General features: G+C 74.1%; 18 protein-coding genes. 5 read left to right on the forward strand and 13 right to left on the reverse strand.

Annotation, left to right across the window (positions count from 1 at the left end; translation table 11 throughout):
- The first annotated feature begins 105 nt into the window (after positions 1-105).
- Complete coding sequence (locus ABEA93_RS28175) at positions 106-714, forward strand: cysteine hydrolase family protein (RefSeq protein WP_345678622.1); 609 nt, start codon at positions 106-108, stop codon at positions 712-714.
- A gap of 34 nt (positions 715-748) precedes the next feature.
- The gene (locus ABEA93_RS28180) at positions 749-1675 is read left to right on the forward strand and encodes a GlxA family transcriptional regulator (protein ID WP_345678623.1); all 927 of its coding nucleotides are present in this window, start codon (positions 749-751) and stop codon (positions 1673-1675) included.
- Positions 1676-1678: 3 nt separating this feature from the next.
- Here ABEA93_RS28180 and ABEA93_RS28185 read toward each other — a convergent pair whose 3' ends face one another.
- The 3 genes from ABEA93_RS28185 to ABEA93_RS28195 all read right to left on the reverse strand — a co-directional run bounded on the left by ABEA93_RS28185 (position 1679) and on the right by ABEA93_RS28195 (position 4502).
- Positions 1679-2914, reverse strand: a complete 1236-nt coding sequence (locus tag ABEA93_RS28185) for a pyridoxal phosphate-dependent aminotransferase (protein WP_345678624.1) — start codon at positions 2912-2914, stop codon at positions 1679-1681.
- A gap of 150 nt (positions 2915-3064) precedes the next feature.
- Positions 3065-3865, reverse strand: a complete 801-nt coding sequence (locus ABEA93_RS28190; RefSeq protein WP_345678625.1) for an SDR family NAD(P)-dependent oxidoreductase — start codon at positions 3863-3865, stop codon at positions 3065-3067.
- A gap of 139 nt (positions 3866-4004) precedes the next feature.
- Positions 4005-4502, reverse strand: coding sequence for a nuclear transport factor 2 family protein (locus ABEA93_RS28195; RefSeq protein ID WP_345678626.1), 498 nt, complete (start codon positions 4500-4502; stop codon positions 4005-4007).
- 98 nt (positions 4503-4600) lie between these two features.
- On the opposite strand from ABEA93_RS28195, the gene ABEA93_RS28200 reads away from it, so the two are divergent.
- Positions 4601-5155 carry a GNAT family N-acetyltransferase gene (locus ABEA93_RS28200; RefSeq protein ID WP_345678627.1) on the forward strand — a complete coding sequence of 185 codons (555 nt, stop codon included), beginning with the start codon at positions 4601-4603 and terminating at the stop codon, positions 5153-5155.
- A gap of 3 nt (positions 5156-5158) precedes the next feature.
- Here ABEA93_RS28200 and ABEA93_RS28205 read toward each other — a convergent pair whose 3' ends face one another.
- Entirely contained in the window at positions 5159-5956 is a 798-nt protein-coding gene (locus ABEA93_RS28205; protein WP_345678628.1) for a PhzF family phenazine biosynthesis protein, read from the reverse strand.
- 146 nt (positions 5957-6102) lie between these two features.
- Here ABEA93_RS28205 and ABEA93_RS28210 point away from each other — a divergent pair, with 146 nt between their 5' ends.
- A complete protein-coding gene (locus ABEA93_RS28210; protein WP_345678629.1) occupies positions 6103-6951 on the forward strand; it encodes an amidohydrolase family protein in 849 nt (282 codons plus the stop codon).
- 51 nt (positions 6952-7002) lie between these two features.
- Here the strand turns inward: ABEA93_RS28210 and ABEA93_RS28215 are convergent, their stop codons facing one another.
- Positions 7003-7494, reverse strand: coding sequence for a hypothetical protein (locus tag ABEA93_RS28215; protein WP_345678630.1), 492 nt, complete (start codon positions 7492-7494; stop codon positions 7003-7005).
- Positions 7495-7665: 171 nt separating this feature from the next.
- Here ABEA93_RS28215 and ABEA93_RS28220 point away from each other — a divergent pair, with 171 nt between their 5' ends.
- Positions 7666-8763: a tyrosine-type recombinase/integrase gene (locus tag ABEA93_RS28220; RefSeq protein ID WP_345678631.1), complete on the forward strand. Its 1098-nt coding sequence runs from the start codon at positions 7666-7668 to the stop codon at positions 8761-8763.
- 43 nt (positions 8764-8806) lie between these two features.
- Here ABEA93_RS28220 and ABEA93_RS28225 read toward each other — a convergent pair whose 3' ends face one another.
- From ABEA93_RS28225 to ABEA93_RS28260, 8 genes are all read right to left on the reverse strand, one after another.
- A complete protein-coding gene (locus ABEA93_RS28225) occupies positions 8807-9607 on the reverse strand; it encodes a CPBP family intramembrane glutamic endopeptidase (protein ID WP_345678632.1) in 801 nt (266 codons plus the stop codon).
- A 24-nt stretch (positions 9608-9631) separates the two neighbouring features.
- Positions 9632-11230 (reverse strand): vWA domain-containing protein, encoded by a 1599-nt coding sequence (locus ABEA93_RS28230; RefSeq protein ID WP_345678633.1) that lies wholly within the window; start codon positions 11228-11230, stop codon positions 9632-9634.
- Between the two features lie 45 nt (positions 11231-11275).
- Positions 11276-14227: a hypothetical protein gene (locus ABEA93_RS28235; RefSeq protein WP_345678634.1), complete on the reverse strand. Its 2952-nt coding sequence runs from the start codon at positions 14225-14227 to the stop codon at positions 11276-11278.
- Positions 14224-15348, reverse strand: coding sequence for a hypothetical protein (locus ABEA93_RS28240; protein WP_345678635.1), 1125 nt, complete (start codon positions 15346-15348; stop codon positions 14224-14226). Before ABEA93_RS28240 ends, ABEA93_RS28235 begins: the two co-directional genes overlap by 4 nt.
- Positions 15345-17483: a hypothetical protein gene (locus ABEA93_RS28245; protein WP_345678636.1), complete on the reverse strand. Its 2139-nt coding sequence runs from the start codon at positions 17481-17483 to the stop codon at positions 15345-15347. Before ABEA93_RS28245 ends, ABEA93_RS28240 begins: the two co-directional genes overlap by 4 nt.
- A 417-nt stretch (positions 17484-17900) precedes the next feature.
- The gene (locus tag ABEA93_RS28250; RefSeq protein WP_345678637.1) at positions 17901-20102 is read right to left on the reverse strand and encodes a protein kinase domain-containing protein; all 2202 of its coding nucleotides are present in this window, start codon (positions 20100-20102) and stop codon (positions 17901-17903) included.
- Positions 20103-20246: 144 nt separating this feature from the next.
- Positions 20247-21131 carry a hypothetical protein gene (locus tag ABEA93_RS28255; protein ID WP_345678638.1) on the reverse strand — a complete coding sequence of 295 codons (885 nt, stop codon included), beginning with the start codon at positions 21129-21131 and terminating at the stop codon, positions 20247-20249.
- Positions 21132-23999 (reverse strand): SAV_2336 N-terminal domain-related protein, encoded by a 2868-nt coding sequence (locus ABEA93_RS28260; RefSeq protein WP_345678639.1) that lies wholly within the window; start codon positions 23997-23999, stop codon positions 21132-21134.

Genomic DNA, 23999 nt, shown 5'->3' on the forward strand with positions numbered 1-23999 from the left:
GTCGCCGGCGTCGCGGCGGCAGCCCGTACCCGCTGACCGGATCGGTCCGGTCGGGGACCCGATGCGGCCTGGCTGCCCGCCCGCCGCGGCGGCCAGGCTGGACGCATGACCCGAGCCTTGATCGTCATCGACGTCCAGGAGTCCTTCCGCGCGATCGCCCCGCTGTGGGAGACCATCTCCAACCCCGGGATCGCCGACGAGGTGCGCCGTCTGGTGCGCATCGCCCGCGACCGCGGCGACCTGGTCGTGTGGGTGCTGCACACCGAGCCCGGCGACGGCAGCCCGTTCGACCCCGCGTCCGGCCACGTCCGGGTGCTCGACGAACTCGACCGCGCCGACACCGAGCCGTTGATCCACAAGACCAGCCACAACGCGTTCACCAGCACCAACCTGCAGCGGCTCCTCACCCTGCGGCAGGTCCACGACCTGGTGGTGTGCGGCATCCGCACCGAACAGTGCGTCGAGACGACCGCGCGCGTCGCGAGCGACCTCGGCTACCGCGTCACCGTGGCCATCGACGCGACCGCCACCAACCCCATCCCGCACCGCGACCTGCCCGAGGACGTCTCCCCCGCCGACCTCCTCGCCGACCCGCGGACCCTGCGGGCCGCGGACGTCATTCAGCGCACCGAATACGCCCTCGCCGGCCGGTTCGCCGAGATCCGCACCGTCGCCGAGCTGGAGACCGAGCACACCGCGGCCGCCGTCGGCTGACCCCGCCCGCGGCGTGCGGCAGGATGGCCGGATCGTGACCACCGTCGTCTTCTTCCTGATGCCCGGCGTGCACCTGCTGGACCTCGCCGGGCCCGCACAGGTGTTCTCCACCGCGGCCGACTTCGGACAGCCGTACGACCTCGCCTACGTCGCCGAATCGCCCACCGTGGTCAGCGGCCAAGGCCTGCCGCTGACCGCGGACACCGCATGGCCGCCGCTGGGGCCCGACGACCTCGTCGTCGTCCCCGGCCGGCGCGCCCCCACCGTCGACGCCGTCCTCGCCGCCCCGGTCGGCGACCCGGTCCTGGCGGCGCTGCGCGGCCACCACGCCCGCGGCGGCACCGTCGCCAGCGTCTGCGCCGGAGCGGATGTCCTCGGCCGTGCCGGACTCCTCGACGGGCGCCGCTGCACGACGCACCACGACGTCCAGGAAGACCTCGCACGCCGCTGGCCGCGCGCCACCGTCGTCCGCGACGTGCTGTTCACCTCCGACGACCGGATCGTCACCTCCGCGGGCATCGCCAGCGGCATCGACCTCGCCCTGCACCTGGTCGCCGTCCGGCACGGGCCCGCGTTCGCCGCCCGCGTGGCCCGCGACATGGTCGTCTACGCCCGCCGCAACGGCCACGAACCCCAGACGTCCGCGATGCTGCGGCACCGCTCGCACCTGGACGACGTCGTGCACCGCGTGCAGAACCTCCTCGACGAACGCTTCGCGGAAGCCCTGCCGCTCACCGGCCTCGCCCGCGCCGCCGGCGTCGGCGAACGCACCCTGACCAGGCTGTTCACCCGCGCCACCGGCGGCCTCACCCCGCTCCGCTACCAGCAGGCCCTGCGCCTGGAACGCGCCGAGCACCTGATCGCGCACGGCAGCACGGTGGAGGCCGCCGCACGGGCGGTCGGGTTCGAGGACCCGCGGATGCTGCGGCGGCTGCGGGCGCGGGCCGAATCCGCCGTTTGACGGCTACTGCCGGTAGGAGCCCAGGAACTTGCCGATGCGGGTGATCGCGTCGTCGAGGTCGTCGACATGCGGCAGCGTGACGATGCGGAAGTGGTCCGGCGTCGGCCAGTTGAAGCCCGTGCCCTGCACCACCAGGATGCGCTCCTGCAGCAGCAGGTCGAGGACGAACTTCTCATCGTCGACCAGCGGGCACACCTCCGGGTCGATGCGCGGGAAGGCGTACAGCGCGCCGCGCGGCTTCACACAGGAGACGCCGGGGATGGCCGTGAGGAGTTCGTAGGCCTTGTCGCGTTGTGCGCGCAGCCGTCCGCCGGGGAGGACGAGTTCGCGGATGCTCTGGTGGCCGCCCAGCGCCGTCGCGATGGCGTGCTGCGCGGGGACGTTCGCGCACAGCCGCATGTTGGCCAGGATGTTGAGGCCTTCGATGTAGTCGGCGGCATGCGTCTTCGGACCGGACAGCATGAGCCAGCCGGAGCGGAAGCCCGCGACGCGGTAGGCCTTGGACAGGCCGTTGAACGTCAGGCACAGCAGGTCGGGGGCCAAGGAGGCGAGGGGGATGTGCTCGGCGTCGTCGTACAGGATCTTGTCGTAGATCTCGTCGGCGAGGAGCAGCAGCTGGTGCTTGCGCGCGAGGTCGACCAGGCCTTGCAGGAGTTCGCGCGAGTAGACCGCGCCGGTCGGGTTGTTCGGGTTGATGACGACGATCGCGCGGGTGCGGTCGGTGATCTTCGCGGCGATGTCGTCGAGGTCGGGGAACCAGTCGGCGGTCTCGTCGCACAGGTAGTGCACGGGAGTACCGCCGGACAGCGACACGGAGGCCGTCCACAGCGGGTAGTCGGGGGCGGGCACGAGGACCTCGTCGCCGTCGTCGAGCAGCGCCTGGAGGGCCATGACGATCAGCTCGGACACGCCGTTGCCGAGGTAGACGTCCTCGACGTCGACGCCGTGGATGCCGCGCTCCTGGTAGTGCTGCACGACCGCGCGGCGGGCGTGGAACAGGCCCTTCGAGTCGCAGTACCCCTGCGCGGACGGCAGGCCGAGGATGATGTCGTGGAGGATCTCGCCGGGCGCCTCGAACCCGAACGGGGCCGGGTTGCCGATGTTCAGCTTGAGGATCCGGTGGCCCTCGTCCTCCATCCGCTTGGCCTCGTCGAGGACCGGTCCGCGGATGTCGTAGCAGACCCCGGCGAGCTTCGCCGACTGTCGGATCTGACGGTACGGCAGTTCCTGCGTGCTCACCGGTGGTTCCTCCCGAGGCGGAGCGGGTCGCGCGCGCGGCCGGACGCGCCGGGGCCGCGTGCGCGCGTACCGGGCGAGTCTTCCATGCCGGGACGTATCGCGCCTCCCCGGCACGGGTGGGTCGCGGCGGGTGCCGGGGAGCGTGGGGCGTCAGCGGCGGCGGAGCTGGGCGAGGAACGCGTTGGGGTCGGTGTTCTTGGCCTTGGCGGTCGCCGCGTCGCGCTCGGTGGCGTAGGTGATGAACACCTCGGTGCCGAGGCAGTCCAGCAGCGCGGCGGCGACCTGCTCGGGCGTGGCCGCGGTGGCAGGGTCGACGGGGAACGGCGGGTCGTTGCCTTCGCGTTCCGTGGAGAACTCGGTGAGGGTGGTGCCGGGTACGAACAGATGTGCGGCGACTCCGGTGCCGCCGAGTTCGAGGTGCAGCGCCTCGGTCCACAGCTCAACGGCGGCCTTCGACGCGGCGTAGGCGCCCACGCCGTAGCTGAACATGTGCACGCCCATGCTGGACAGGTTGACGATGTGGCCGTCGCCGCGTTCCAGCATCGCGGGCAGGAGCGCGGCGGTGAGGCGCACCGGCGCCTCGAAGTTGACGGCCATGACCTCGTGCAGGTCGTCGGGCGTCAGCGAGGCGGCCTTGCGGCGCTTGGGGATGCCGGCGTTGTTGACGAGGACGTCGACGGTGCCGCCGAGTTCCTCGACGGCACGAACGGCGAACGCGTCGATGTCGTCGAGCCGGGCGAGGTCGACGGTGAGCGCGACCGAGTCCGGCGTGTAAGCGCGGCACTGCTCCAGCACCGCGGCAAGGCGGTCGGCGCGGCGGGCGGCGAGGCCCACGATCGCACCTTCGCGGGCGAACGCGAGCGCCGTCGCCGCGCCGATGCCGGACGAGGCGCCGGTGACCAGGACGCGCCTGCCTTCGAACCGTCCCACGCGTTCGCGTCGTGCCGTCATCGTTATCGCCCTTTGCCGTGCGTGCCGCGGCCCGGCCGTCTTCGCATGCGTGTTCGTTCGCGCGCGTGTTCGACCGACGTGCCTCCGATCTGACGGATCATGGAGGGCCGAGGCGCCGGAATCAAGAGCTGACGTGCCGTCAGTCCCCCGCCGCGGCGAGCGACCCGGGGGCCAGGTGATGCGGGAACGCGAACACCTCGGCACGCCCGGTCGTGCGGGCCAGGGACTGGTAGCGGCGGTGCACGAACCGCCACCGGCCGTCGGCGCGGCGGTACTGGTCGTGGTAGACGCCGAACGCGTTCGTCCAGCGGCCGCTCTCGCGATCCTGCCGCAGTTCGCAGATGTACAGACGGCCTTCGGCGGCGTCGGGGTCACCGCCGACCGAGGTCTCGACGACGGTGTTCAGGGGGACGAACTGGAAGAACTCGAAGCGCTCGATGGCACCGGAGATGAAGCCGGACACACCGTCGGGGCCGTGCAGGCGCAGGGGCTCACCTACGCCGGTGTCGACGACGACAAGGGCGTCGGGGGCGAAGATCCGGTGGAACTCGGACCAGGCACGGCGGGAGACGGTGTCGGCGTAGTCGGCTTGCAGACGGGTGACGGCGATGTAGTCGGCCGTGGAGCCGGTCGTCATGGGGCCTCCTTGATCGGGAGGCAACAGCAGAGCGGAGATGGCGTGGAGGATCAAGAGGAACCCCGGCGAACGGCCGACGGCGTGGCAGGATTCCGGGCATGACCGCCGTCCCGCCGATTTTCCCCGCCGCGCCCGTCCGTGTGGAAGGACTGGGCCTCGTCCTCCGCCAGTGGACCGAAGACGACCTCGACGCCATGGTCGCCGTCTTCGACAACCCCCAAGCCGACCGCTTCACGCCGATCGTCTCGCCGTTCGACCGCCAAGCCGCCGCCGACCGGCTGACCCGCTCGCGCGCCGACCAAGCCGCCGGGCGGCGGATCTGCCTCGCGATCACCGAGGACGACGGCGTGCCGATGGGCGAGGTGCTGATCTTCCGCGACGAAGCCCGGGCCACCGGTGCCGAAATCGGCTATGGGATCGGCCCGCGGTTCCGGGGCCGCGGGCTCGCGTCGCGTTCGGTGCGGCTCATGATCGCGTTCGGCTACGACACCATCGGCGTCGACCGCCTCGTCCTCCGCATAGACGAACACAACGAGGCCAGCCACGCCGTCGCCCGCGCCACCGGCTTCGCCCCCGACGGCGAGAAGCCCGTGTTGGAAACCGTCAAGGGCCGCGAAAAGCGCCTCGGCACGTGGGTGCACCGGCGCAACTGACCCTCACACCCCGAGCTCCCCGCTCAGCACCGACACCGCCTGCCCGATCAACGCCACCCGCTCGCCGTGCAGTTCGACGACGACGGTGCCGCCACGCGCGGACACCTGCCGCCCGACCACCCGGGTCCGGCCGACCCGCGGCGCCCAGTACGGCCCCAGCGCACAGTGCGTCGAGCCCGTCACCGGGTCTTCCGGCACGCCCACCGCGGGCCCGAACACGCGCGACACGAAGTCGATTCCGGGCTCGTCGCCGGCCGCGGTGACCGCCACGCACCGGTACGGCAGCCGCGCGACGGCATCCAGGTCCGGCGCGAGCTTCCGCACCACGTCCGCCGACTCGGCCTCGACGAGCAGGTCCCCACCCGCCGCGGCCGCCGTCACCACACCGGCGCCGAGGATCTCCGGCAGTCCCACCGGCGCCTCGGTCTGCCGAGGCGGGATCGCCGGGAAGTCCAGACCGATCCCGTCCGGCATCCGACGCGCGGAGAGAATCCCGCTGCGCGTCGCAAAACGGGCCACCGGCCCCTCGAAGCCCTCCGACGCGAAAAGAACGTGCGCACTCGCCAAAGTCGCGTGCCCGCACAGGTCGACCTCGGTCGTCGGCGTGAACCACCGCAGATCGAAGTCCGCGTCGCCCCGCCTGCTCGGCACGAGGAACGCGGTCTCCGCATGCCGCATTTCGGCCGCCACGGACTGCATCCAGGCGGCATCGGCGGCGTGCTCGGGGTCGGGGAGGCAGACACCGGCGGGGTTGCCGGTGAAAGGACGGTCGGTGAAGGCGTCCACGACGTAAATGCGCATGGGGGCAAGGTAGCCGCTGGGATACCCCTGAGGCAGCCGCCTTTTGCCTGCTCCGCGGAAACGTCATGCGGCAGCGCCACCGACAACTACTCCCAACCCCCCGACGCCCCCTTCACCTCCCCACCCCCCGCTGTTACCGTCCGCCCGTGACCGCCTTGATCGACACCATCGACACCCACGTCCACGTCGTCTCCCCCGACACCGCCCGGTACCCGCGCACCCAGGGCACCGGGGACGGCGCCGACTACTGGTCCGACGGCACCGCGACCGCCGAGCACGTCCTCGGTGTCCAGCGGGCCGCGGGCGTGGACCGGTGCGTGCTCGTGCAAGGGGTCGGCGCCTACGGCTACGACTGCCGCTACGTCCTCGACGCCGCGGCCGCGCACCCCGACCGGACCCGCGCCGTGGTCGCCGTCGACCCCGCGGACCCGGCCGCGCCCGAGCACCTCACGCAGCTCCTCGCAAGCGAACACATCTGCGGTGTCCGCCTCTTCGCCGTCTCCGGCGGGCCCGGACGCCCCACCCCCGCGTGGATCGACGCACCCCACACCGCGCGCCTGTTCGACGTCGCCGCTGCGGCCGGCATCACCCTGGTCCTCACCGCGTTCGCGGCCGACCTCGGCCGGTTCGCCCCCGCGATCGTCGCCCGTCCCGGCCTCACCGTCGCCCTCGACCACGCCGGCTTCCCCGACCCGGCCGCGGGCGACGCCGGGCTCCGACCGGTCCTCGCCCTCGCCGAACTCGCGAACGTGCACCTCAAAATCAGCACGCACCTCTTCACGTCGTACGCGCCGCACGACCCCGCCGACGTGGTCGACCGCCTCGCCGGCACCTTCGGCGACGACCGCCTCCTCTGGGGCTCCGACCACCCCCAGACCCGCACCCCCGACTACCCCGGCATGGTCACCCTGGCGCGGCACGCCCTGCGCCGCCGCCCGGCCGCCGGCCAAGCCGCGATCCTCGGCGGCAACGCCGAGCGCTTGTGGTGGAGTTGAGCCCCGCCGACACACGGCGAAGCCAGACCGGCGGCACCACAGCTCCCGGCCTCACGTACAAGCCGGCACCTGCTCGGCAACCACGCCGCCCGTATCCACCTGCGCCACCGGCACATACCCCTGCTTGCCCTGCACGATGATCCGCGCCCACGTCGGGTCCGGCTTCCCGCTGGTGTACTGCGTCTGTCCCTGGACGGTGCACTCCACCATCACCCGCGTGCCGTGGTCGGCGCTCAGCACCGTGCGCCCGCGGATCTCCGGCTGCCGGTAGACCGCCATCGCGACCCGCGACTTCACCGTGCCCTCGATCGCGCCCTGCGCCGCGATCGGGGCCTCGTCGGAGGTCGCCGACGGGCTCGCCGAGCCGGACGCCGCGGCGTTGTCCGCGTTGCCGCCGTCCGGCTTGTCCTCGCCGCCGCCCATCTTCACCACGACGACCACCACGACCAGGAAGAAGATCGCCAGCAGCACCGGGCCGAGGAGCCGCGGGCGTCGCGCGGGGGCGTCGAGCGGCGCGACCGGGTCGACCGGATCGTTCTGCACGCGGAACCGTTGGCGAAGACCGCCCAGGACCATGGCACCCCCAAAACCGTTCGGGACGGACGGCCGACACGGCCACCCCGTCCGGACTCGTACCCGCCGACCCGGTCGGCCACGACCGGTAGCGTGGCACCATCTTCCCGTCCCGGCGAGCGAATCCAGGAGTCCGACCGCGTGGCAGCCCCCGAATACGCCGCAAATCCGCTGCCCGCAACGGCGCTTGACACCCCGTCAGGCGGAATTCCGACGACCGGGACTTCAGCAGCCGAAACGTCGGCAGCCGAAACTTCGACAGGCGGAACTCCCGCAACCGGAACTCCGGCAAACCAACCGTCCACCGCCCTCGCCCTCCCCGGCCAAACCGCCCCGCGCACCGGCCTCGCCGACCTCCCCGACACTCCCGCCAACCGCATCGCCGTCGGATTCCTGCTCTCCCACCACGGCAATACCCGCACCGCGTACACCCGCGACCTCGCCGACTACGGAGCCTGGTGCGCCGAGATCGGCATCGAGATCCTCGACGCCCGCCGCGTCCACGTGGACGCCTACGTCGAGCACCTCACCCGCTCCGGCGCCGCTCCCTCCACCGTCGTGCGGCGGCTCTCCGCGGTCTCCGGGTTCTACGCCTACGCCGTCGACGAAGGGCTGATCGACCGCAACCCGGCCGCCCGCGTCCGCCGTCCGAAAGTCGGCGAGAACGTCCAGTCGACCGGCCTGTCCCGGGCCGAGGCGGGGCGGCTGCTGGCCGCCGCGGAAGCGCATTCGCCGCGCGCCGCGGTGGTGGCGAACCTGCTGCTGTTCTGCGGACTGCGGGTGTCCGAGCTGTGCCATGCGGAGGTCGGCGACCTGGGCTGGGAACGCGGGCACCGGGTGCTCACCGTCACCCGCAAGGGCGGCAAGCGGCAGCGCATGGTCGTCCCGCCGCGCGCCGGCGAGCTGATCGACACGTACCTCGACGGCCGCACCGACGGCCCGCTGGTCGCGACCGTCACCGGCCGCCCGCTCGACCGGCAGGGCGTGTGGCGGCTGCTGCGCACCCTCGCCACCACCGCCGTGCCGCACCTCGCGGACAGCCTCCACCCGCACGACCTGCGGCACGCCTGCGCCACGCTCGCGCTCGACGCGGGCGCCTCCCTGCGCGACGTCCAGGACCTCCTCGGCCACGCGGACAGCCGCACGACCCGCCGCTACGACCGGGCCCGGCACAACCTCGACCGCTCCCCCACCTACGCCCTGGCGGGCCTCATCGACACCCCGGACCCCCGCGACTGAACCGGCATCGTCGAGGCCCCCGCACGGCCGAGGAGCCGGCGCCTCACGGCGTAGGCAGCCAACTCACTTTCCCCGCCAGCAGCACGTACCCCACGAACGCCACCGTGTCGATCAGCGCGTGTGCGAGGAGCAGCGGCATGACGCGGCCCCACCGCTTGTAGAGCCAGCAGAAGATCAGCCCCATCGCCAGGTTGCCGAAGAACCCGCCGATGCCCTGGTACAGGTGGTACGACCCGCGCAGCACCGAACTCGCCAGCGCCGCCTTGGGGAACGACCAGCCGAACTGCCGGAGCCGGTGCAGCAGGTAGCCGAGGACGATGATCTCCTCGACGGCCGCGTTCTGGAACGCGGACAGCACCAGGACGGGGATGCGCCACCACACGTCGGGCAGCGTCGTCGGCACCACGGTGAGGTTGGCGCCCGCGCCGCGGGCGGCGAGGTAGAGGCCGAGGCCGGTGCCGCCGATGGCCGCGGCGACGGCGGCGCCGCGGCCCAGGTCGAGCCACTTGTGCCGGGTGTCGACGCCGAGGTCGCGGATGGATTCGCCGTCACGGGTCATGAAGTGCGCGACGAGGAGGATCGGCACGAGCGCGGTGGCGATGCCGAACAGCTGCCAGGCCAGGTCGAGCCACGGCCGTCCGGGCGCGGCGGACCGGTTGAGGACGGCGGCCTGGTGGGCGAGCCCGCCGGGCCGGGTGACGGAGCCGACGAAGGAGATCAGCGAGGACAGCGCCGACGCGCCGAGGGACAGCGCGAGGACGAGGATCACTTCGTCGCGCAGGATGCGGCGGCGCGGCGGCGGGGCTGCCGCGGCGGCCGGGCGCGGCGGGTCTTCGGCGATCACCGGGACAATCTATAAGCGGCGCCGCTACCCCGTCCCCGGTCCCCCGCCCGTCGGCCGCGTCCACTTCCGGTGCTGCACGTCCAGCCCCGCGACCACGCCCTTGCCGCCCTCGGCCATCCGGATGCCGCCGACGTTGCCGCCCCGCGAGCATTGGATCCGCAGGGTCCGGCCGCGGCGTCCGAAGCCCTGGCCGCCGCGTACCGAGATCCAGCCCGGGTCCTGGATCCGGGACAGCGGGGTGCGGGCGACGGAGCGTTCGCCGTCGACGCCGACGACCATCGAGTAGGTGCCGTCGTACGACCAGACGTCGAGTTCGCCCTGCATCTTGCGCGGGACCACGTACAGGGTGCCGCCGACGGCGAGGATCAGGGCGGCGATGATGACGATCACGATTCCGGCGGTCATCCAGGAGGCCCGTTCGGTGGTTTCCTTGCCGGTGAGTTTCACGGGCGGCGACGGCGGCACGTTGGCGATGTCGGTCGCCAGCGCGAGCGGCCGGTTGAGGTACTGGGTGACCGCGGGGCCCAGCGGCGAGTCGACGGTGCCGGTGACCCGGGGGCGGACTTCCACGGTCGAGGTGCCGCCGCCGAGCCCGGTGCGGGTGCGGGCGGCGGACATGGTGACGTTGATGCGCACCGGGGGTGCTTTCGGGTCGACGATCACCGGGTCGGCGGGCAGTCCGGAGACTTGGGCGCCCGACACGGCGAGGTCCGACACGCGTACGGGGACGCGCGCGGTCGTCGCCTTCAGTTCCAGTACGAGCGGCACGTTCGACGACACGTCGAACGTGCCGTCGAGGGTGTCGGGGACGATCCAGCGTGCTTCGACGCCCTTGCCCTTCTCCGCGTCGACCGCCGCGGCGCCCTGCTTGGCCCGGGCCTGCCCGGCCCATTCCTGGAGCGGGCCGGAGAGTTCGGGGACGGTTTTGGCGTGCCCGGCGGGGATGGACGACAGCACGGTGCTGATGGCCTTGTAGACGACGTCGGCGCCTTGTTCGAAGTCGACGCCGAACCCGGCGATGTCGCGCTGCGCGCCGATCTTGTCGAAACGCGCGCGCAGGGCTTTCCATTCGGGCGTGCTCGGGTCGATCTTGGCGTACGGCTGTCCGGCGGGGACGTCCTCCTTGGCGTCGGACAGCAGGACGACGCCGACCGGCCGCGGCGGATTGTCCAGCGGCGTCTTGTCGATGAGGTCGGCGGCGGAGGCCAGGGCGAGGCCGAGGTTGGTGCCGCCCGGGTCGTCGACGGAGAGGCCGTCCAGGAGCGATTTCGCTTCGGCGGCCTGGACGAACTTCTTCTGCGTGCCGGGTCGGACGGCGAAGCTGATGAAGCCGACCCGGTCGACGGACCGCATGCCGTCGATGAGCTTCTTCACTTCGGTGCGGACGGCGGTGTCGTAGCCGGCGTCGCCCATGGAGAGGGACTGGTCGACGAGGACGAGGTAGTCGACGCCGACATCGCCGATGCCGAGCGCGGTCAGCAGGTCCTCGCGGCTGCCGGGTGCCGCGGGGCCGGCCGCGGCGTGCGCGGTGCCGACCGGGGCGGCGAAGAGCAGCGCGGCGGCGAGCGCGGCGATGGCGGCGCGCAGGCGGCGCGGCCGCGGCCGTCGGGCGGGTGACTTCACGCGGGCTCCCAGGGGACGTTCTCCGGACGGGGCGAGGTGCGTGGTTCAGGGCCGGTTGTTCGGCCGCTTCGGGGTGGTGGCAGTGGCATCGTGGCCGGGGTCCTGCGGGGCCGCGGCCGGGGCGGTCGCGGCCGGGTCGCGGTTGTCCGGGGTCGACGGCGATCCGTTGTCGGACCCGTCGTCGGACAGCAGCAGCACGGCGACGGCGATGACGCCGACCAGGATGACGACCAGCGCGATGAGGATACGGGCGACGAGGGTTTCGCGCTCCATCTTCCAGCGCACGGTGGCGCCTTGCTGCACGTGGGGCGGGCTCGGGCGCCAGCCCCGGCGGAACCGCCCGCGGCCGCCGTGGGTCAGGTTCCCGTCGGCCGGTGCGGCACCCGGCGCGGCGCTCCCGGTGGCGGAGCCGGCGGGGAGCGCCCGGGTGTCCGCCGTCGAGGCGGGCGCCGGGAGGTTCCCCGAGGGTTCGGGTGGTGCGGGCGGTCCGGGCGGCGGTGCCTCGTTCTTGCGGCGGCGGCCCTTCCGGGCCGGCGGGGCGGCCGGGGCCGCCGCGCCGCCTTGCGGGGCCGGCTGGGCGGGCGGGGGCTGGAACTTGCTTTTGCGGATGGCCCGCCGGTGCCGGCGGGCATGCTTGGCCTCGGCGGCGAGCGCTTCGCCGAACTGCTCGCGGCGGCGCTCGGCTTCCGGTTCGCCCCAGGCGCCCTGGGTGACGGCGAGGCGGAGGCCGTCGACGGCTTCGCGGGCCTGCGCGCCATCGACGCGGCGGGCGACGAGGCCGCCGTACAGGGCGTCGAAGACGGCCACCGCGGGGACTTGGCTCTTGCGCAGCCAGTCGCCGACGGCGGCCAGCATGGGTTTGCGGTCGGTGCCGCCGACGACGGCGACGCCCGCACGGGACGGCGCGCTGCACAGGCTGTCGGCCCACAGGTCGACGACTTCGCGCAGCGACAGGCCGCCTTGCCGGACCCGGGTCAGGGTGCGGCTCTGCTCCAGCGACGGGTCGTACTGGATGAGGGCGTGCCACCAGGTGTCGTCGAGGATCTGGGTGTCGTACAGGCCCGGGTTCTCCAGTGCGCCGCCCACCGCACCGGCGATCGCGGCCGCGGTGGAGTCGCCGCAGTCGAGCGCGAACGTGCGCAGCAGGAGGCGGCTTTCCCGGCTGACCGGGCCCGCGCCCGGGTTCAGGACGAGTCCGGTCCAGGCGGCCGCCCAGCGCGGGAACGCGACGCGGTCGTGCACGTGGCGGTCGCGGACCGCTTCCAGGTAGCGCTCGACGGACAGCCGCCGCTGCTCGGCGCCGTGCGGCAGGTAGCCGCCGACGACCAGGAGCAGGTCGATGCGGACCGCGGTGTCCGGGTCGGCGATGTGCCGCCGCGTGAGGGCGGCGAACAGGCGCGCCTGGTACTGCTCGTTCCCGGCGGCCTCGGTGAAGGTGGGCCAGAACGCGCTGACGACGCGGGTGAACTCCTCGCCGCTTTCGGTGAGGTCGGCGACGGCGATGGCGTCGCCGGGCGTGGGCAGGCTGCCGGTGGCGTGCCGCGAGCCGAGGATCCGGTAGGGGCGCAGCCAGACCGGCACCGATGCGTTGTCCGGGTCGAGGACCGCCAGCCACTGCCGCCGGTCCTCGGATTCGTACGCCAGGAGCGCACCCGCGACGACTTTCTCCTGCCACAGGAAGTCCCGGACGGCCTCCAGGCGCCGCGCGCGGGCGGCGCCGATGCGGCGCAGCATGCGAACCATCCGCTCCGGCGTTGCCCCGTCCGCGCCCATGCCGGTGAGGAGGACGTAGGCGGCGGCGTTGCCGAGGCCGAGGCGGTCGGCGAGGGCCCAGATGCGGGCGTCGCGGTCGGGGGTGCCGGGGTCTTCGGGGGCGCCAAGTTCGGCGACGACGGCGGCGACGGCCGCGTCGGCGGCTTTGGCTTTGCGGGTGAAGACCTCGGCGGCGTCGGCGCAGCCGGTGTGGCCGCGGACGGCGGCGGCGAACGCGGCGCCGAGGAGGGCGCGCGTTTCGTCGGGCTTGAGGCGGCCGGGTTCGGCGCCGGCGAGGCGCCGGGCGAGTTCGTCGGCGTTGAGGGTGCCGTTGCGGCTCGCTTCGATGAGCCGGGTGACCCAGTCGAGGTCGCGGACGGCGGTGACGAGGCTGCCGCTCAGGCCGCGGGTCTTGGCCAGGTCGACGGGGGTGCGCATGGCGGCCAGGCGTTCGACGAGGTCGTCGAGGCCGTTGCGCTCCAGGAACGTGGTGACGACGCCGTAGTAGTCGGCGGCAGGTCCCTCGGGCGGGAGCGGCAGGCGGCGGTTGACGGCGAGGCGCCGGGCGCCGGGGATTTCGGCGAAGGACACCCAGGGCTGGGCGCGGGTGTCGGTGCCGGTCCAGGTGTGCGCGGTGAGGTGGGCACGGACGCCGTAGGGCAGGAGGGCGGTCACCGCGTCGACGATGGCGAGGCGGGTGTGCCGGTCGGCGTTGTCCGCCCCGCCGATGGAGACGGGTCCGGCGAGCATCCAGGCCGCGACGGTGGCCGCCCATTCGATGCCGAGGCCGCGGATCTCCGCGAGGATGTCGGCGCGGGTCGCCGCCGGGTCGGGCAGGCGCACGGACACGGGGGCGCCGGGCACGAGCGGCGCCTCGTCGAGGGCGTCCAGCAGGCGGGCCGCGGACAGGCCGGCGGCGGCGGCTTCCGGGTACGGCACGAAGAACACGCGGGCGGAGACGATGGCGCGGTTGAAGCCGTCCTTCTCGCCGCGCGCTTCGACGATCTTGACGACCCACATGGGGCTGCGGTCCTGCCCGCGGGCGGGCGAGACGGTGCACCAGGGCAGGCGTTCGGGGCCGTTGTCGATGCGGTCCGGCGTTCCGGGGAAGGTCCGCCACACGACGTTGCTGAGCGCTTTGTACGTGTTCGGCTCGGAACTGCCTTCGAGGACTTCGTAGTCCGAGGTGGATCCGGGGGATTTGCCGAACCACACCCACTGGGCTTCCAGTTCCGCCACCGTCACCGCCTCCGGTCCATCACGGCCGATGTCAGATAGAGCAGCGGTTCGACGACGTTCATCGGTTCGATGACGTCGAGGATCAGCTGGTCGTCGGCTTCCGCGACCACGCGGTGGAAGTCGTCGGGGCCGGGCTGTTCGGGATCGACCCGGCCGACGCCGAGCGAGCTGGTGATGAAGTACTTCACCCGGTTCGGGTGGAAGTTGTTGCGCAGCGCCTGGTCGATGTAGCCGAGGTTGCTCTCCGGGATGGCCCGGGAGATCCAGGTCATGAACGCGGCCGGGTCGGCGATGCGCGGGACCCCGGTGTCGTCGGTGTGCACGAAGCCGCCCTGTTTGGCGCGGACGAACACGCGGGGGTCGTCCCATTTCGTCAGGCAGACGGCCAGGTGCTGCGGGAGGCGGCCGTCGACGAGGCTGCCGTCGGCGATGGCGGCGATCCGGAGGTTCTCCATCACACCGCCGAAGTGGCGGAACGAGTTGCGCTGTTCGAGTTCGCCGATGGGGTCGAGCAGCAGGATGAGGCCGCGGCTGTTGACGAGGTGGGTGATCGCCGGGTTCTTGCTGTGCGCGTTCTCGTCGTCGTACGTGCGGCCGGGGGCATCGGTGATCTCCAGCAGGAACGTCTGGCTGCGGCCGGGGCCGCGGCGCAGCAGGCCACGGCGTTTCTCGGTGACGGTGAAGTCCCAGAACTGGTGCGAGATACCCGCGGTGGCCATCGGGAACGTGCGCTCTTCGGTGAGCATGCGCCGGAAGTTCTGGGCTTCCTTGAGGGCCAGGTTGCTGGCCGGGGTCAGGTTGACCGACACCGCGGGGTGCACGAACTGGTTGACGGCGAACTGCAGCGCGGCCAGGAACGTGGTCTTGCCGGAGCCGGGCGCGCCCCACAGGGACAGCGGGACGACGGCGGTGCCGGTGTACGCGTCGAACGGGACCTCGCGGTGGAGCGCGGGGGCCTCCGTGTCGAAGGGTCCGTCGTAGGTGTCGTACGGCAGGTCGTCGGGCACGTCCTCGGGCAGCAGCGGCCCGCCGCGGGCCGCGAACGGCGGCGGCTCGGACGAGTAGACCGTTTCGTCGTCGTCCGGGTCGGGCGGCGGAGGCGGCGGGTAGGCGTGCGGGTCGGTCATCGGGGGGATCCGCCTCCTCGGAAAGGCAGCGTGCGGCTCGCGGTGTCCACGAGCAGCGGAAGTACCGGTGCGGACGCGGGCACCGGGCCGGTGAGCAGGGCGGCCCAGACCTGCGGGTCGTCCGGGCCGAAGTGGCCGTCGGCGCCGAACTCTTCGCGGAAGGACCCGAATTCCCACACCCAGGAACTGCGGTTGCGCCGGTCGGGCTCGGTGTGGCGGTCGTCGACGAGGACGCACCGCAGCCCGTCGCGGCTGCGCAGCGCGGCGAGGTGGGTGCGCCAGTCGAGGCGTTCGGGGCAGGGCATGACGAGGTCGGCGCCGCGCGAGCGGGGGTGCGGGGGCCGGCTGCCGACGGTGACGAGGATCCGCGTGGCGGCGCGCCACCGCCAGGCGGGGTCGGTGCGGTGCGTGTCGAGGTGGTGGACGACTTCTTCGAGCGGGGCCGCGTAGTGGTGCAGGACGGCGGCGGGCTCCCACGCGGCGAGGGCGTCGAGGTGGTCGGCGGGGTCCGCGAACGGGACGGTGCGCAGCGGCGGCACGTGGGTGCCGAGGCCGAAGACGTCCGGGCGGCGGACGCGGCGGCGCGGGTCGTGGTCGGTGTAGCCGGCGAGGGCCAGGCGGAAGCGGCCGGCGCCGTCGTCCAGGCGGGTGAGGCGTTCCGCGAGTTCGGCGGCGAAGTCGAGGCGGCGGCGGACGCGTTCGGGGTCTTCGTCGGCGAGTTCGACGGCGCACACGATGTCGGCGTCGAGCCCGCCGCCGAGCACGCGGCGGGTGCCGGCGCCGAACAGGGCGGTGCCGGTGGGGCCGCGGCCGTCGACGTTTCCGTGGCCGTTCCCCTTCCCGTCACCCGTGCCGTTGCCGATGCCGTGGCCTGGGAGGGTGCCGGGCGGGGCGCCCGGAAGGACGGCGGTGAGCGCGCGGGTCGCGCCGTCGTGGTCGATGCCGACCTCGATGCGCCGGGCGTCGACGAGGCGGACGGTGATCTCGTGGGCGCCGCCGGGGGCCGGGTAGGCGCCGGCCATCAGGACGGGCCAGTCGCCGTCCGGGCCGCCGTACGGGTCGACGACGTGCAGCAGTCGCTCGGTGGGCGCGTCGGCGCCGTTGCCGGTGCCGGACGCCGGGAACGCCAGGGCGACGCTCGTGCTGGGGGTGCTGCCGGGGAGGGCCAGGGTGCCGCGCGGGAAGAGTTCGCGGGTGATGACCCGGGTGGTGCGGTGGGCGGTGTCGGCTTCGACGGCGACGAGAGCGTAGGTGTGCCGGGTCGGGATACCGCCGACGAGGTCGTCGACGAGCCGGTCGAGGGGCACGGTGCCGTCCGGGACGAGGGTCGCGGACGGCGGATACTCGGCGGAGAGGTGCCGGGCGGCCTGCACGCATATGCGCCAGTGCGGGTCGCGGGAGACGAGGATCCACGCGCTGCCCTCCCCCGGCGTGGTGCGTTCCTGCCGCCACCGTCCGGCCCACCGGCCGGTCCACGCGCCGAGGGCGCGCCCGAACAGCGGGTCGACGGGGGCGGGCCGGCCGTGCCATCCGGTGCCTTCGACGGTGCCGACGCCGCCCGCGAGGACGTAGTCGCCGGTGTCCTCGGCGGCGGGCAGCCAGTCCGGGTGGTTCAGGAGTTCGGGCCAGGGGCTGCGCGGCTCGGCGGCGTCCGGGATGCGTACCGCGCCCGCGGGATCGCGGTCGACGCGGACGGCGGCCGCGCCGTGCCGGGACAGTTCGACGAACCACACGCGGTCGAACTCGCCCGCGGCCAGCGCCACGAGCACCTGGTCGGCGCCGCCGGGGGCCAGGGCACGGGCGCGGGCGTCCTCGGCGCGGATGTCGCGCCACGCGTCGCGTTCCGGTCCCGCACGGCCGTCGCCGCCGTCGCGCGGCGGCGGCAGGTCCGGGAGGTCCGGGAAACGCGGGAAAGGCGGCAGGTCCGCCAGGTCGGTGGTCTCGGGGGGCGGGAGCGTGCGGCCGTCGCGGGCCGGGTCGGGTTCCTCGCGCACCGGCCGGGCGCGGAGTTCGGTCTTGAGGTCGTAGCCGCGGCGGGCCGTGTCGAGGTCGCCGCCGGCCTCCCACGCGCAGAACCGGCAGGCGCCGCGGGCCGGGAACGCGGAGAGGCACACCGGGCAGATCGTGGCCGGCACGTCTCCCGGCGCGCGCCGGTGCCGGGGCGTCACCGCCGCCGCCCGGGTCGTCCCGGGGCGTGCGCCCGCTCGCGCGCCCGGGCACTCCGTGCCCGCGCCGCTTCGATCCCGCCGAATCCGCCCCGCACGGCCGCCACCCCGTCCCCCAGCCGTCGTGGTCCCTGCCCGCCGCGCGGGCGACCGCACCCGGATGTCCACGCGGCGTGACCTGGTGATGAGCCGATGGTAGTGGTTGGCGGCCTTTCCCGGAGGTCATTCCCGCCCGCCGTCGCGAGATCGTGAGGAGGGGTCAAAAGCAGCCAATACCCTTTCGGGAAAGCACGTTTCGGCGCACGGCGGCGGCGCGCCCACACGCCGGCGAACACGCGTTCGGCCAACAGTCGCGGCAGTGGCCCGGATACGCGCCGCGGAGGCGCATCACGGGATCGTATAGCGGCGGACCGCGCCATCCAATCCCGCGGTGTACAAACGGCGTTCGCCTTCGCGTCCGGCGGCTGCCGGGACGCACGCGGCGGGCGTGCGGATCGTGTGGACGCGCGCGCCGTCGTCGCGGCCGAGGACGTGGACGCTGCCGCCGCGCAGCGCGGCGTACACCCACTGCTCGTCGGCGGCGACCGCGACCACCGGCTCGCCGAGGGACTCCCGCCAGCCTTTGACGCCGGACGCGTGCACCGCGACCACGTCGCCGCCCGACGTCCCCGCCACCACCAGCCCGTCGCCGGACACCGCAGGGTCCCCGCATATCGCCGTGCCGAGCCGGGCCAGCACACGCGCGGTGCCGCCGGGCGGTTCGACCAGCCACAGCGTGCCGGCCGCGGTCCCGCACACGACCGCTTGGCCGACGGCCAGCGGCCCGCCGAGGATCGCCCCGTCCAGCCGCCATTTCGCCCGGCACTTCGCGATGCCGGTGCCGAACTCCCAGGTGCGCACGCACCCGTCGATCCCGGCGGTGACCACGGATGTGCCGCACACCGCGGGGCGGCGCACCGGACCGACCGCTTCGCGGGCGGTGCGCGCCGCCATCGCGTCCAGCCGGGCGGACACCAGGTCGCCGTTCGCCATCGTCGCGAGGACGGTGTCCGCGCCCGTCACGCACACGCCGTGCACGGCCACGCCGGTGCCGGCCGAGCCGACGGTCGGGCCGACCCACAGGTCGTGTTCGCGTTTGCCGCTGGACGCGTGCACGATGCGCAGGCGCCCGCGCCCGGTGCCGACCACCAGCCGCCCGGACACCACGGCCATCGCGCCGGGGAGCACGAGGTCGCCGGATTCGGCGGGGAGCTCCCAGCGCTCCCGGCCGTTCTCGGCGTCCAGTCCGACGACCCGGCCCTGGCAGTGCGCGATCGCCACGACTCCGGCGGACAGCACCGGAGGGCAGCGGATCCAGTCCCGGCCCCGCCATTCCCAGTCGGGACGGGGGCCGCCGGTCCGCGGCGGGACCGACCGCCCGTCGGCGGGGCGCGGACCGGCGAAACCGCCGGGGTCGACGGAACTGCCCGGGCGCACGGAACTGCCCGGGTTCACGGAACTGCCGGGATCAACGGGAATGCCGGAGTCGACGGAACTGCCGGGCGCCGGAGCCCCGAGCGGGCCCACGCCGAGCGCCATCTCCTCGTCGACGGCGAGCGCGGCGCCGACCACGGCCGTGGGCTCCCCGTCGAACCGGGGCACCGCTCCCCCGGACGCCTCTTCGATCCTGCGGTCGTAGTCCCGCATCAGGCGCCGGTGCTCGGGCGGCAGCGTCCGCCACAGCGGCACCGGGTCGCCGGGCAGCCGCATGGAGCCGACGTCGGCCGCGCGCCCGACATGGCGGCGGGCGACCGAGTTGACCCACACCGCGGTCGGGCGGCCGTCCGGGTGCCGCACCAGGCAGCGGCGGATCAGCCCGGCCAGGTCGCCGTCCGGCAGCCCGGAGGTGTCCGGCGCCTCGCTGCTGATCTTGCGGAGCACGGTGACGATGGACGCGCCGTCGTAGGGCGGATGCCCGGTCAGCGCGTAGAGCAGCGTGCCGCCGAGGGCGAACACGTCGGACGGCCCGGCGGCCTGCGCGAGACCCGCGACGTGCTCGGGCGACATGTACTGCAGCGACCCGATGCGGTCGCCGGTGCGGGTCAGCCGGGGGTCGCCGACGAGGCGCACCAGGCCGAAGTCGATCAGCCAGGCGCGGTCCCGCCCGATCAGCACGTTGGAGGGTTTGATGTCGCGGTGGTAGACGCCGAGTTCGTGCATGCGGACGATGGCCGCGGACGCCTGCTCGGCGATCCGCCACACGACCTCCGGCGGCAGCGGCCCGCCTTCCCCCACCAGGTCCTGCAAGGCCGGGGCGCGCAGGAACTCGGTGGCGAGCCACGGCTTCTCGGCTTCGCTGTCGGCGTCGAGGAGCCGCGGGACGCCGTCGCCGACGACGGTGCCCATGGCGCGCACCTCGTTGGTGAAGCGCTGTCGGAAGCCCTCGTTGCGGACGATGTCCGGGTGGGCGATCTTCACGGCCGCCAACTGCCCGGCCCAGGTGCGGGACCGGCCGAGATAGACCTCGCCGAAGCCGCCGGCCCCGATCCGGCACAGCAGGTCGAAGTCGCCGACCCGGGTGGGACCGGCGCCGTCCAACGGTGCGATCACGCGAGCACCCCCTCCCGTCGTGTCGTCCGGCCACGTTAGCGGGACAGGACGTGCGTTCGCCGCGACTTGGTCGCGCCCCTGCTCAAGCCGCGTTCCCACGGCGCCGATGCGGTGCCGGTACGCCGCCGTTGCGGTGCTCGCGGGTCACCCCGCGGGATCTCCGAACCGGGCACGGACCGCGCCCAGGACCGCCTCCGCCCGCAAGAAATCCGGCCCCGGTGCGGACGGCATCGGAAAGGCCCGCAGGTCGCGGCGCAGCGGCACGGCACCGCGCGCCTCCGCGAGGGCGAGAACGAGTCCGCGGTACGCGGCACCGGCCGCCGTCTCCGGTTCGGCGGGCCCGCCGATCCGCACGGCCCGCCGCCCGCGCTGCGCCGGTCCGACCGCGAGCCGGACGCTGCCCGCCGCGGACGCCGTCCACCAGGTCGCCGCCGACACCGCGGCGGCCGCCGGATACGGCAGCAGGCCGAGGATGTCGTCGAACACCCGGACGCGGTCCCGCGTCGGCCAGTCCGCGGCGTCCGGCACGAGCGTGACCGGCCCTTCGAGCACCAGCGCCGCGACCGAGGCAAGCCAGCCGAGCGGGTACGGCTGCCTCTCGGACGGCTCACTCGGCGCGGGCAAGGTGAGCAGGGCCGGCTGCGGCGGGTGTTCCGCCAGGTCGATGCCGAACAGCGCCTGCATCAGCTCGTCGAGGGCGGGGCGGTGCAGCGCCAGGTCGACGCCGGGCAGCACGTAGTGGCTGGTGCCGACGATCGGACGTCCGAACTCGTCCAGCAATGCCGACCACTCGGTCCATGTGACGGTGTTCGCGGCGCCGTCGGCGCTGCGGTCGAACCGCACCCACGGGAGTGCGTCCGGGCCGCGTACCGCGGGCAGCGGCGTGCCTATGGCGCGCGCCCGGATCTCCGCGCCGAACCGCGGGTAGTCGGCGGGCGGTCCGGAGGCTCTCAGCACCCGGTAGTCGCCGTGGCTGTCCCCCGGTTTGGCATGCCACGCCCACTCCGCGGCTATGGTGCGTTCCGTCATTCAGGAAGTCTCCCCGGCGAAAGCTCCGACCGAACTGGCAAGCCAGACCATGGGTTCCCAGACGTTGACCGGCTGGACGGGGCGGCCGCGCAGCCGGAAGGCGTCGCCCTGGTAGTCCCATCCCACCGACGTCGTGCCGAAGTAGCGGACCCGGTCGTGGTGGAACCAGGTGCCGAGGACCCGCAGCATCGTGTCGACGTCGGCGTCCCCCCGGGCGGCCAGCCGCCGCAGGGCCGCTTCGACGCCGGCCGCGCCGGGCGCGGACGCGCCGCCGAGGACGCGGTCGCGGACCCGGGCGTCGTCGCATTTGGACACGCACACGGCGACGAAGTGCGGCAGCCGGTCGGCGGCTTCCTCGGGCAGGCCGTCCGGCCTGAGCCGCGGGATGAACCGGCTCAGGCTGGCCGCCGTGTGGGCGGCCGCGGCCGGGCTGCTCAGATCGGCGAGGAACACGATGCCGTGGGTGTCGCGCACGTTCCGCACCGCGTCGGCGCCGAGCGTCAGCGGCGAGTCCGGCTCCTCGAAGTCCCCGCCCGCCCGGTCGTGGAGTTCCAGGTCGAAGGCGACCCGCCAGGACAGCTTCCGGCGCCAGCGGAGCCTGCGGCGGACGGTGCACCGGGCGTCCACCCGCAGCCGCAGGTCTTCCGGCTGCGAGGTCGCGTTCGGGAACACCCGCTGCTCGATGATGCTCACGCCGGCCCGGTGCACGAACTCCTTGGTGGCGTCGTCGCGCGGGGTGATCAGCACGTCGTCGAGGGCGACGCCGGGCAGGTCGAGGTCCAGCCGCGCGCCGCGGTCCGTGGTGAACATCCGCAGGGCGGCGACGACCAGGAACGTGGTCTTGCCGGACGCCTGCCCGCCGAGCAGCGCCACCCGCGGCACCGCGCTCGGGCGGCGCCGGTCGCGGCCGGGCTCCGGCTCCGGGGCGGGCTCGGGCGGCAGGGTGCCGATCGCGTCGGCGACATCCGCGGCGGGCACGACCATGCGCGCGCCGTCGAGCAGCGCGCCGCCCAGGACCCCCCGCGGGCGGGCGGCCTCCGCGGCCGGGCCGGGCGTGCCGGGGTCGGCGGCGGAGAGCTGCGGTGTCCCGGACGGGGGCCGCGACGGCGGCGGTGCGGAGCCGGGCGGCGGCGCGGGCTCCGGCTTGCGGAATCCCGGGATGGGCGTGCCGGGCGCCAGGTCGGGCCCGCCCGCGGCAAGACGTTCCAGCAGGGCCGCGTTGCGCACCTCCGGGTTGTTCGCGAGGCGGCGCAGCAGGGCCGCGGTGAGATAGGCCAGCGGCCGGGCACCGTCCGCGATCCGTGCGGGGGCGGGGAAGTCCTCGCCGCTCAGCAGGACCCGGAAGGCGACGGCGTCGGAGCCGAGGCGGCGGGCGACCTCCTGGGCGATCCGGTCGTACATGGCGAGGAGCTCCGCCGACGTGCAGCGGCTCAGGAGGACGGCGCGGACGTCCGCAGGGAAGTCGTAGGGCGCTTCCTCGGGCGGCGCCTCGGCGGCTTCGTCGTCGGTGCGCACGAGCAGGCCGCTGAGGAACACCTCGGCGACGTCCGCCGGATCCGGACGTTCGTTGACGACCGCGTTGACCAGCCGCATCGTCTCGAAGGTGATGGGGGCGGTACCCGCGAGTCCGTACAGCAGATCGGCGCAGCTCGGCGGGACGGTGCGCAGGAACGTGTCCACACGCTGCTCCGCCGGCAGGTCCACCGGAACGGGCCCGGGAGGGTGCGGCGCGGCGCGTGGCGCGGATCGCGGCACCACCCAGGCGGCGGCGGTCAGTTCGCGGATGCCTTGGGTGCGTCCGACGAGCATTCCCATGAGCCTGCGCACATGCGACCAGGGCGGCTCCGCGGTCTCCCGGCCCGGCGCCCAGTGCAGGACCGGGGCGCCGTCGAAGGCCAGCACGGGCAGCGCCAGGAAGTCGGCGTCGTCGACGGGGACCGGCGGGCGGTCGTCGTCGCGGCACACGAGGATCCGCGGGCGGTGCCGGGCGCCGAGCGACGGGCGGAGGACGACGCGGCTCGGGGCGATCGCGGTCTTGGCCCACAGGCGTTCCGGCAGCAAGTGCCACACGACGACGGGCCCGCGCTCGTGCCAGGACCCGAGGTGGCCGATCGCGGCGGCGGACTGCCACCCTTCGCACACGCCGTCGGTGATGACGAACACCATGCCGCGGCCCCCGTCCGCGAGCATGCGCGCCGGGTCGCACGGGGTGGTGCGGTCGCTTGCCGTGAACCGCGGTTCGGGCCCGGACACGTCCGCGTGGATCTCCCGGACGGTGCGGAACACGCCGCTGCGCCGCAGCACGTCGGCTAGTTCCCGCAGGACAGCACCCCACGGTGCGGTCGCGGCGCTGGTGTCGCGGACCAGCAGCAGGTCCCAGCGCGGTTCGCGCTGCGGGCGCAGCACGGGGACGAACGCGTCGGCGACGGCCATCGCTTCCGCGGTGCGGTCGATGTCGAGGTCGGTGCGGCCGGGTGCGTCGGCGGTGGAGCCCAGCGGTTTGAGCGCGTTCTCGAGGGCGCGCGCGGCGGGCAGACGCGGTTCGGCGCGGATCCGCATCGGAAGCGCCCGCACCGGGGTCCCGCCGTCGTCCCACGAAGGCAGTTGGACGGGCGCCGCCGGGAATCCCGGCGTCGGCGCGGGAGGCGGCTTGCCGCCGCCCGGCCCCCAGTCGAATCCGGCGGGCGCGCCGTACCCGGCCCCCCCGCCGCCTTCCGGCTCGGCCGCCGGGTCGGGGCCGGTGCCGAGCGCACCGCCGAGCCACGCCATCGCGGCGTCGGGCGTGCTGCCGGTAAGCCACAGCATGTCCAGGGCGGCGCCGACGTCGTACGCGGGTTCCGGTCCGCCATGGCGCGCGGTGGGGTCCAT

The sequence above is a fragment of the Yinghuangia aomiensis genome (assembly GCF_039542225.1).
GTDB lineage: Bacteria > Actinomycetota > Actinomycetes > Streptomycetales > Streptomycetaceae > Yinghuangia > Yinghuangia aomiensis.

Bases quoted from the DNA above. Each gene is read 5' to 3' on its own strand.
- ABEA93_RS28190 (WP_345678625.1), bottom strand. From the start codon at position 3,865: ATGACGGCACGACGCGAACGCGTGGGACGGTTCGAAGGCAGGCGCGTC.
- ABEA93_RS28205 (WP_345678628.1), bottom strand. From the start codon at position 5,956: ATGCGCATTTACGTCGTGGACGCCTTCACCGACCGTCCTTTCACCGGC.
- ABEA93_RS28195 (WP_345678626.1), bottom strand. From the start codon at position 4,502: ATGACGACCGGCTCCACGGCCGACTACATCGCCGTCACCCGTCTGCAA.
- ABEA93_RS28200 (WP_345678627.1), top strand. From the start codon at position 4,601: ATGACCGCCGTCCCGCCGATTTTCCCCGCCGCGCCCGTCCGTGTGGAA.
- ABEA93_RS28175 (WP_345678622.1), top strand. From the start codon at position 106: ATGACCCGAGCCTTGATCGTCATCGACGTCCAGGAGTCCTTCCGCGCG.
- ABEA93_RS28255 (WP_345678638.1), bottom strand. From the start codon at position 21,131: ATGACGGAACGCACCATAGCCGCGGAGTGGGCGTGGCATGCCAAACCG.
- ABEA93_RS28240 (WP_345678635.1), bottom strand. From the start codon at position 15,348: ATGACCGACCCGCACGCCTACCCGCCGCCTCCGCCGCCCGACCCGGAC.
- ABEA93_RS28260 (WP_345678639.1), bottom strand. From the start codon at position 23,999: ATGGACCCCACCGCGCGCCATGGCGGACCGGAACCCGCGTACGACGTC.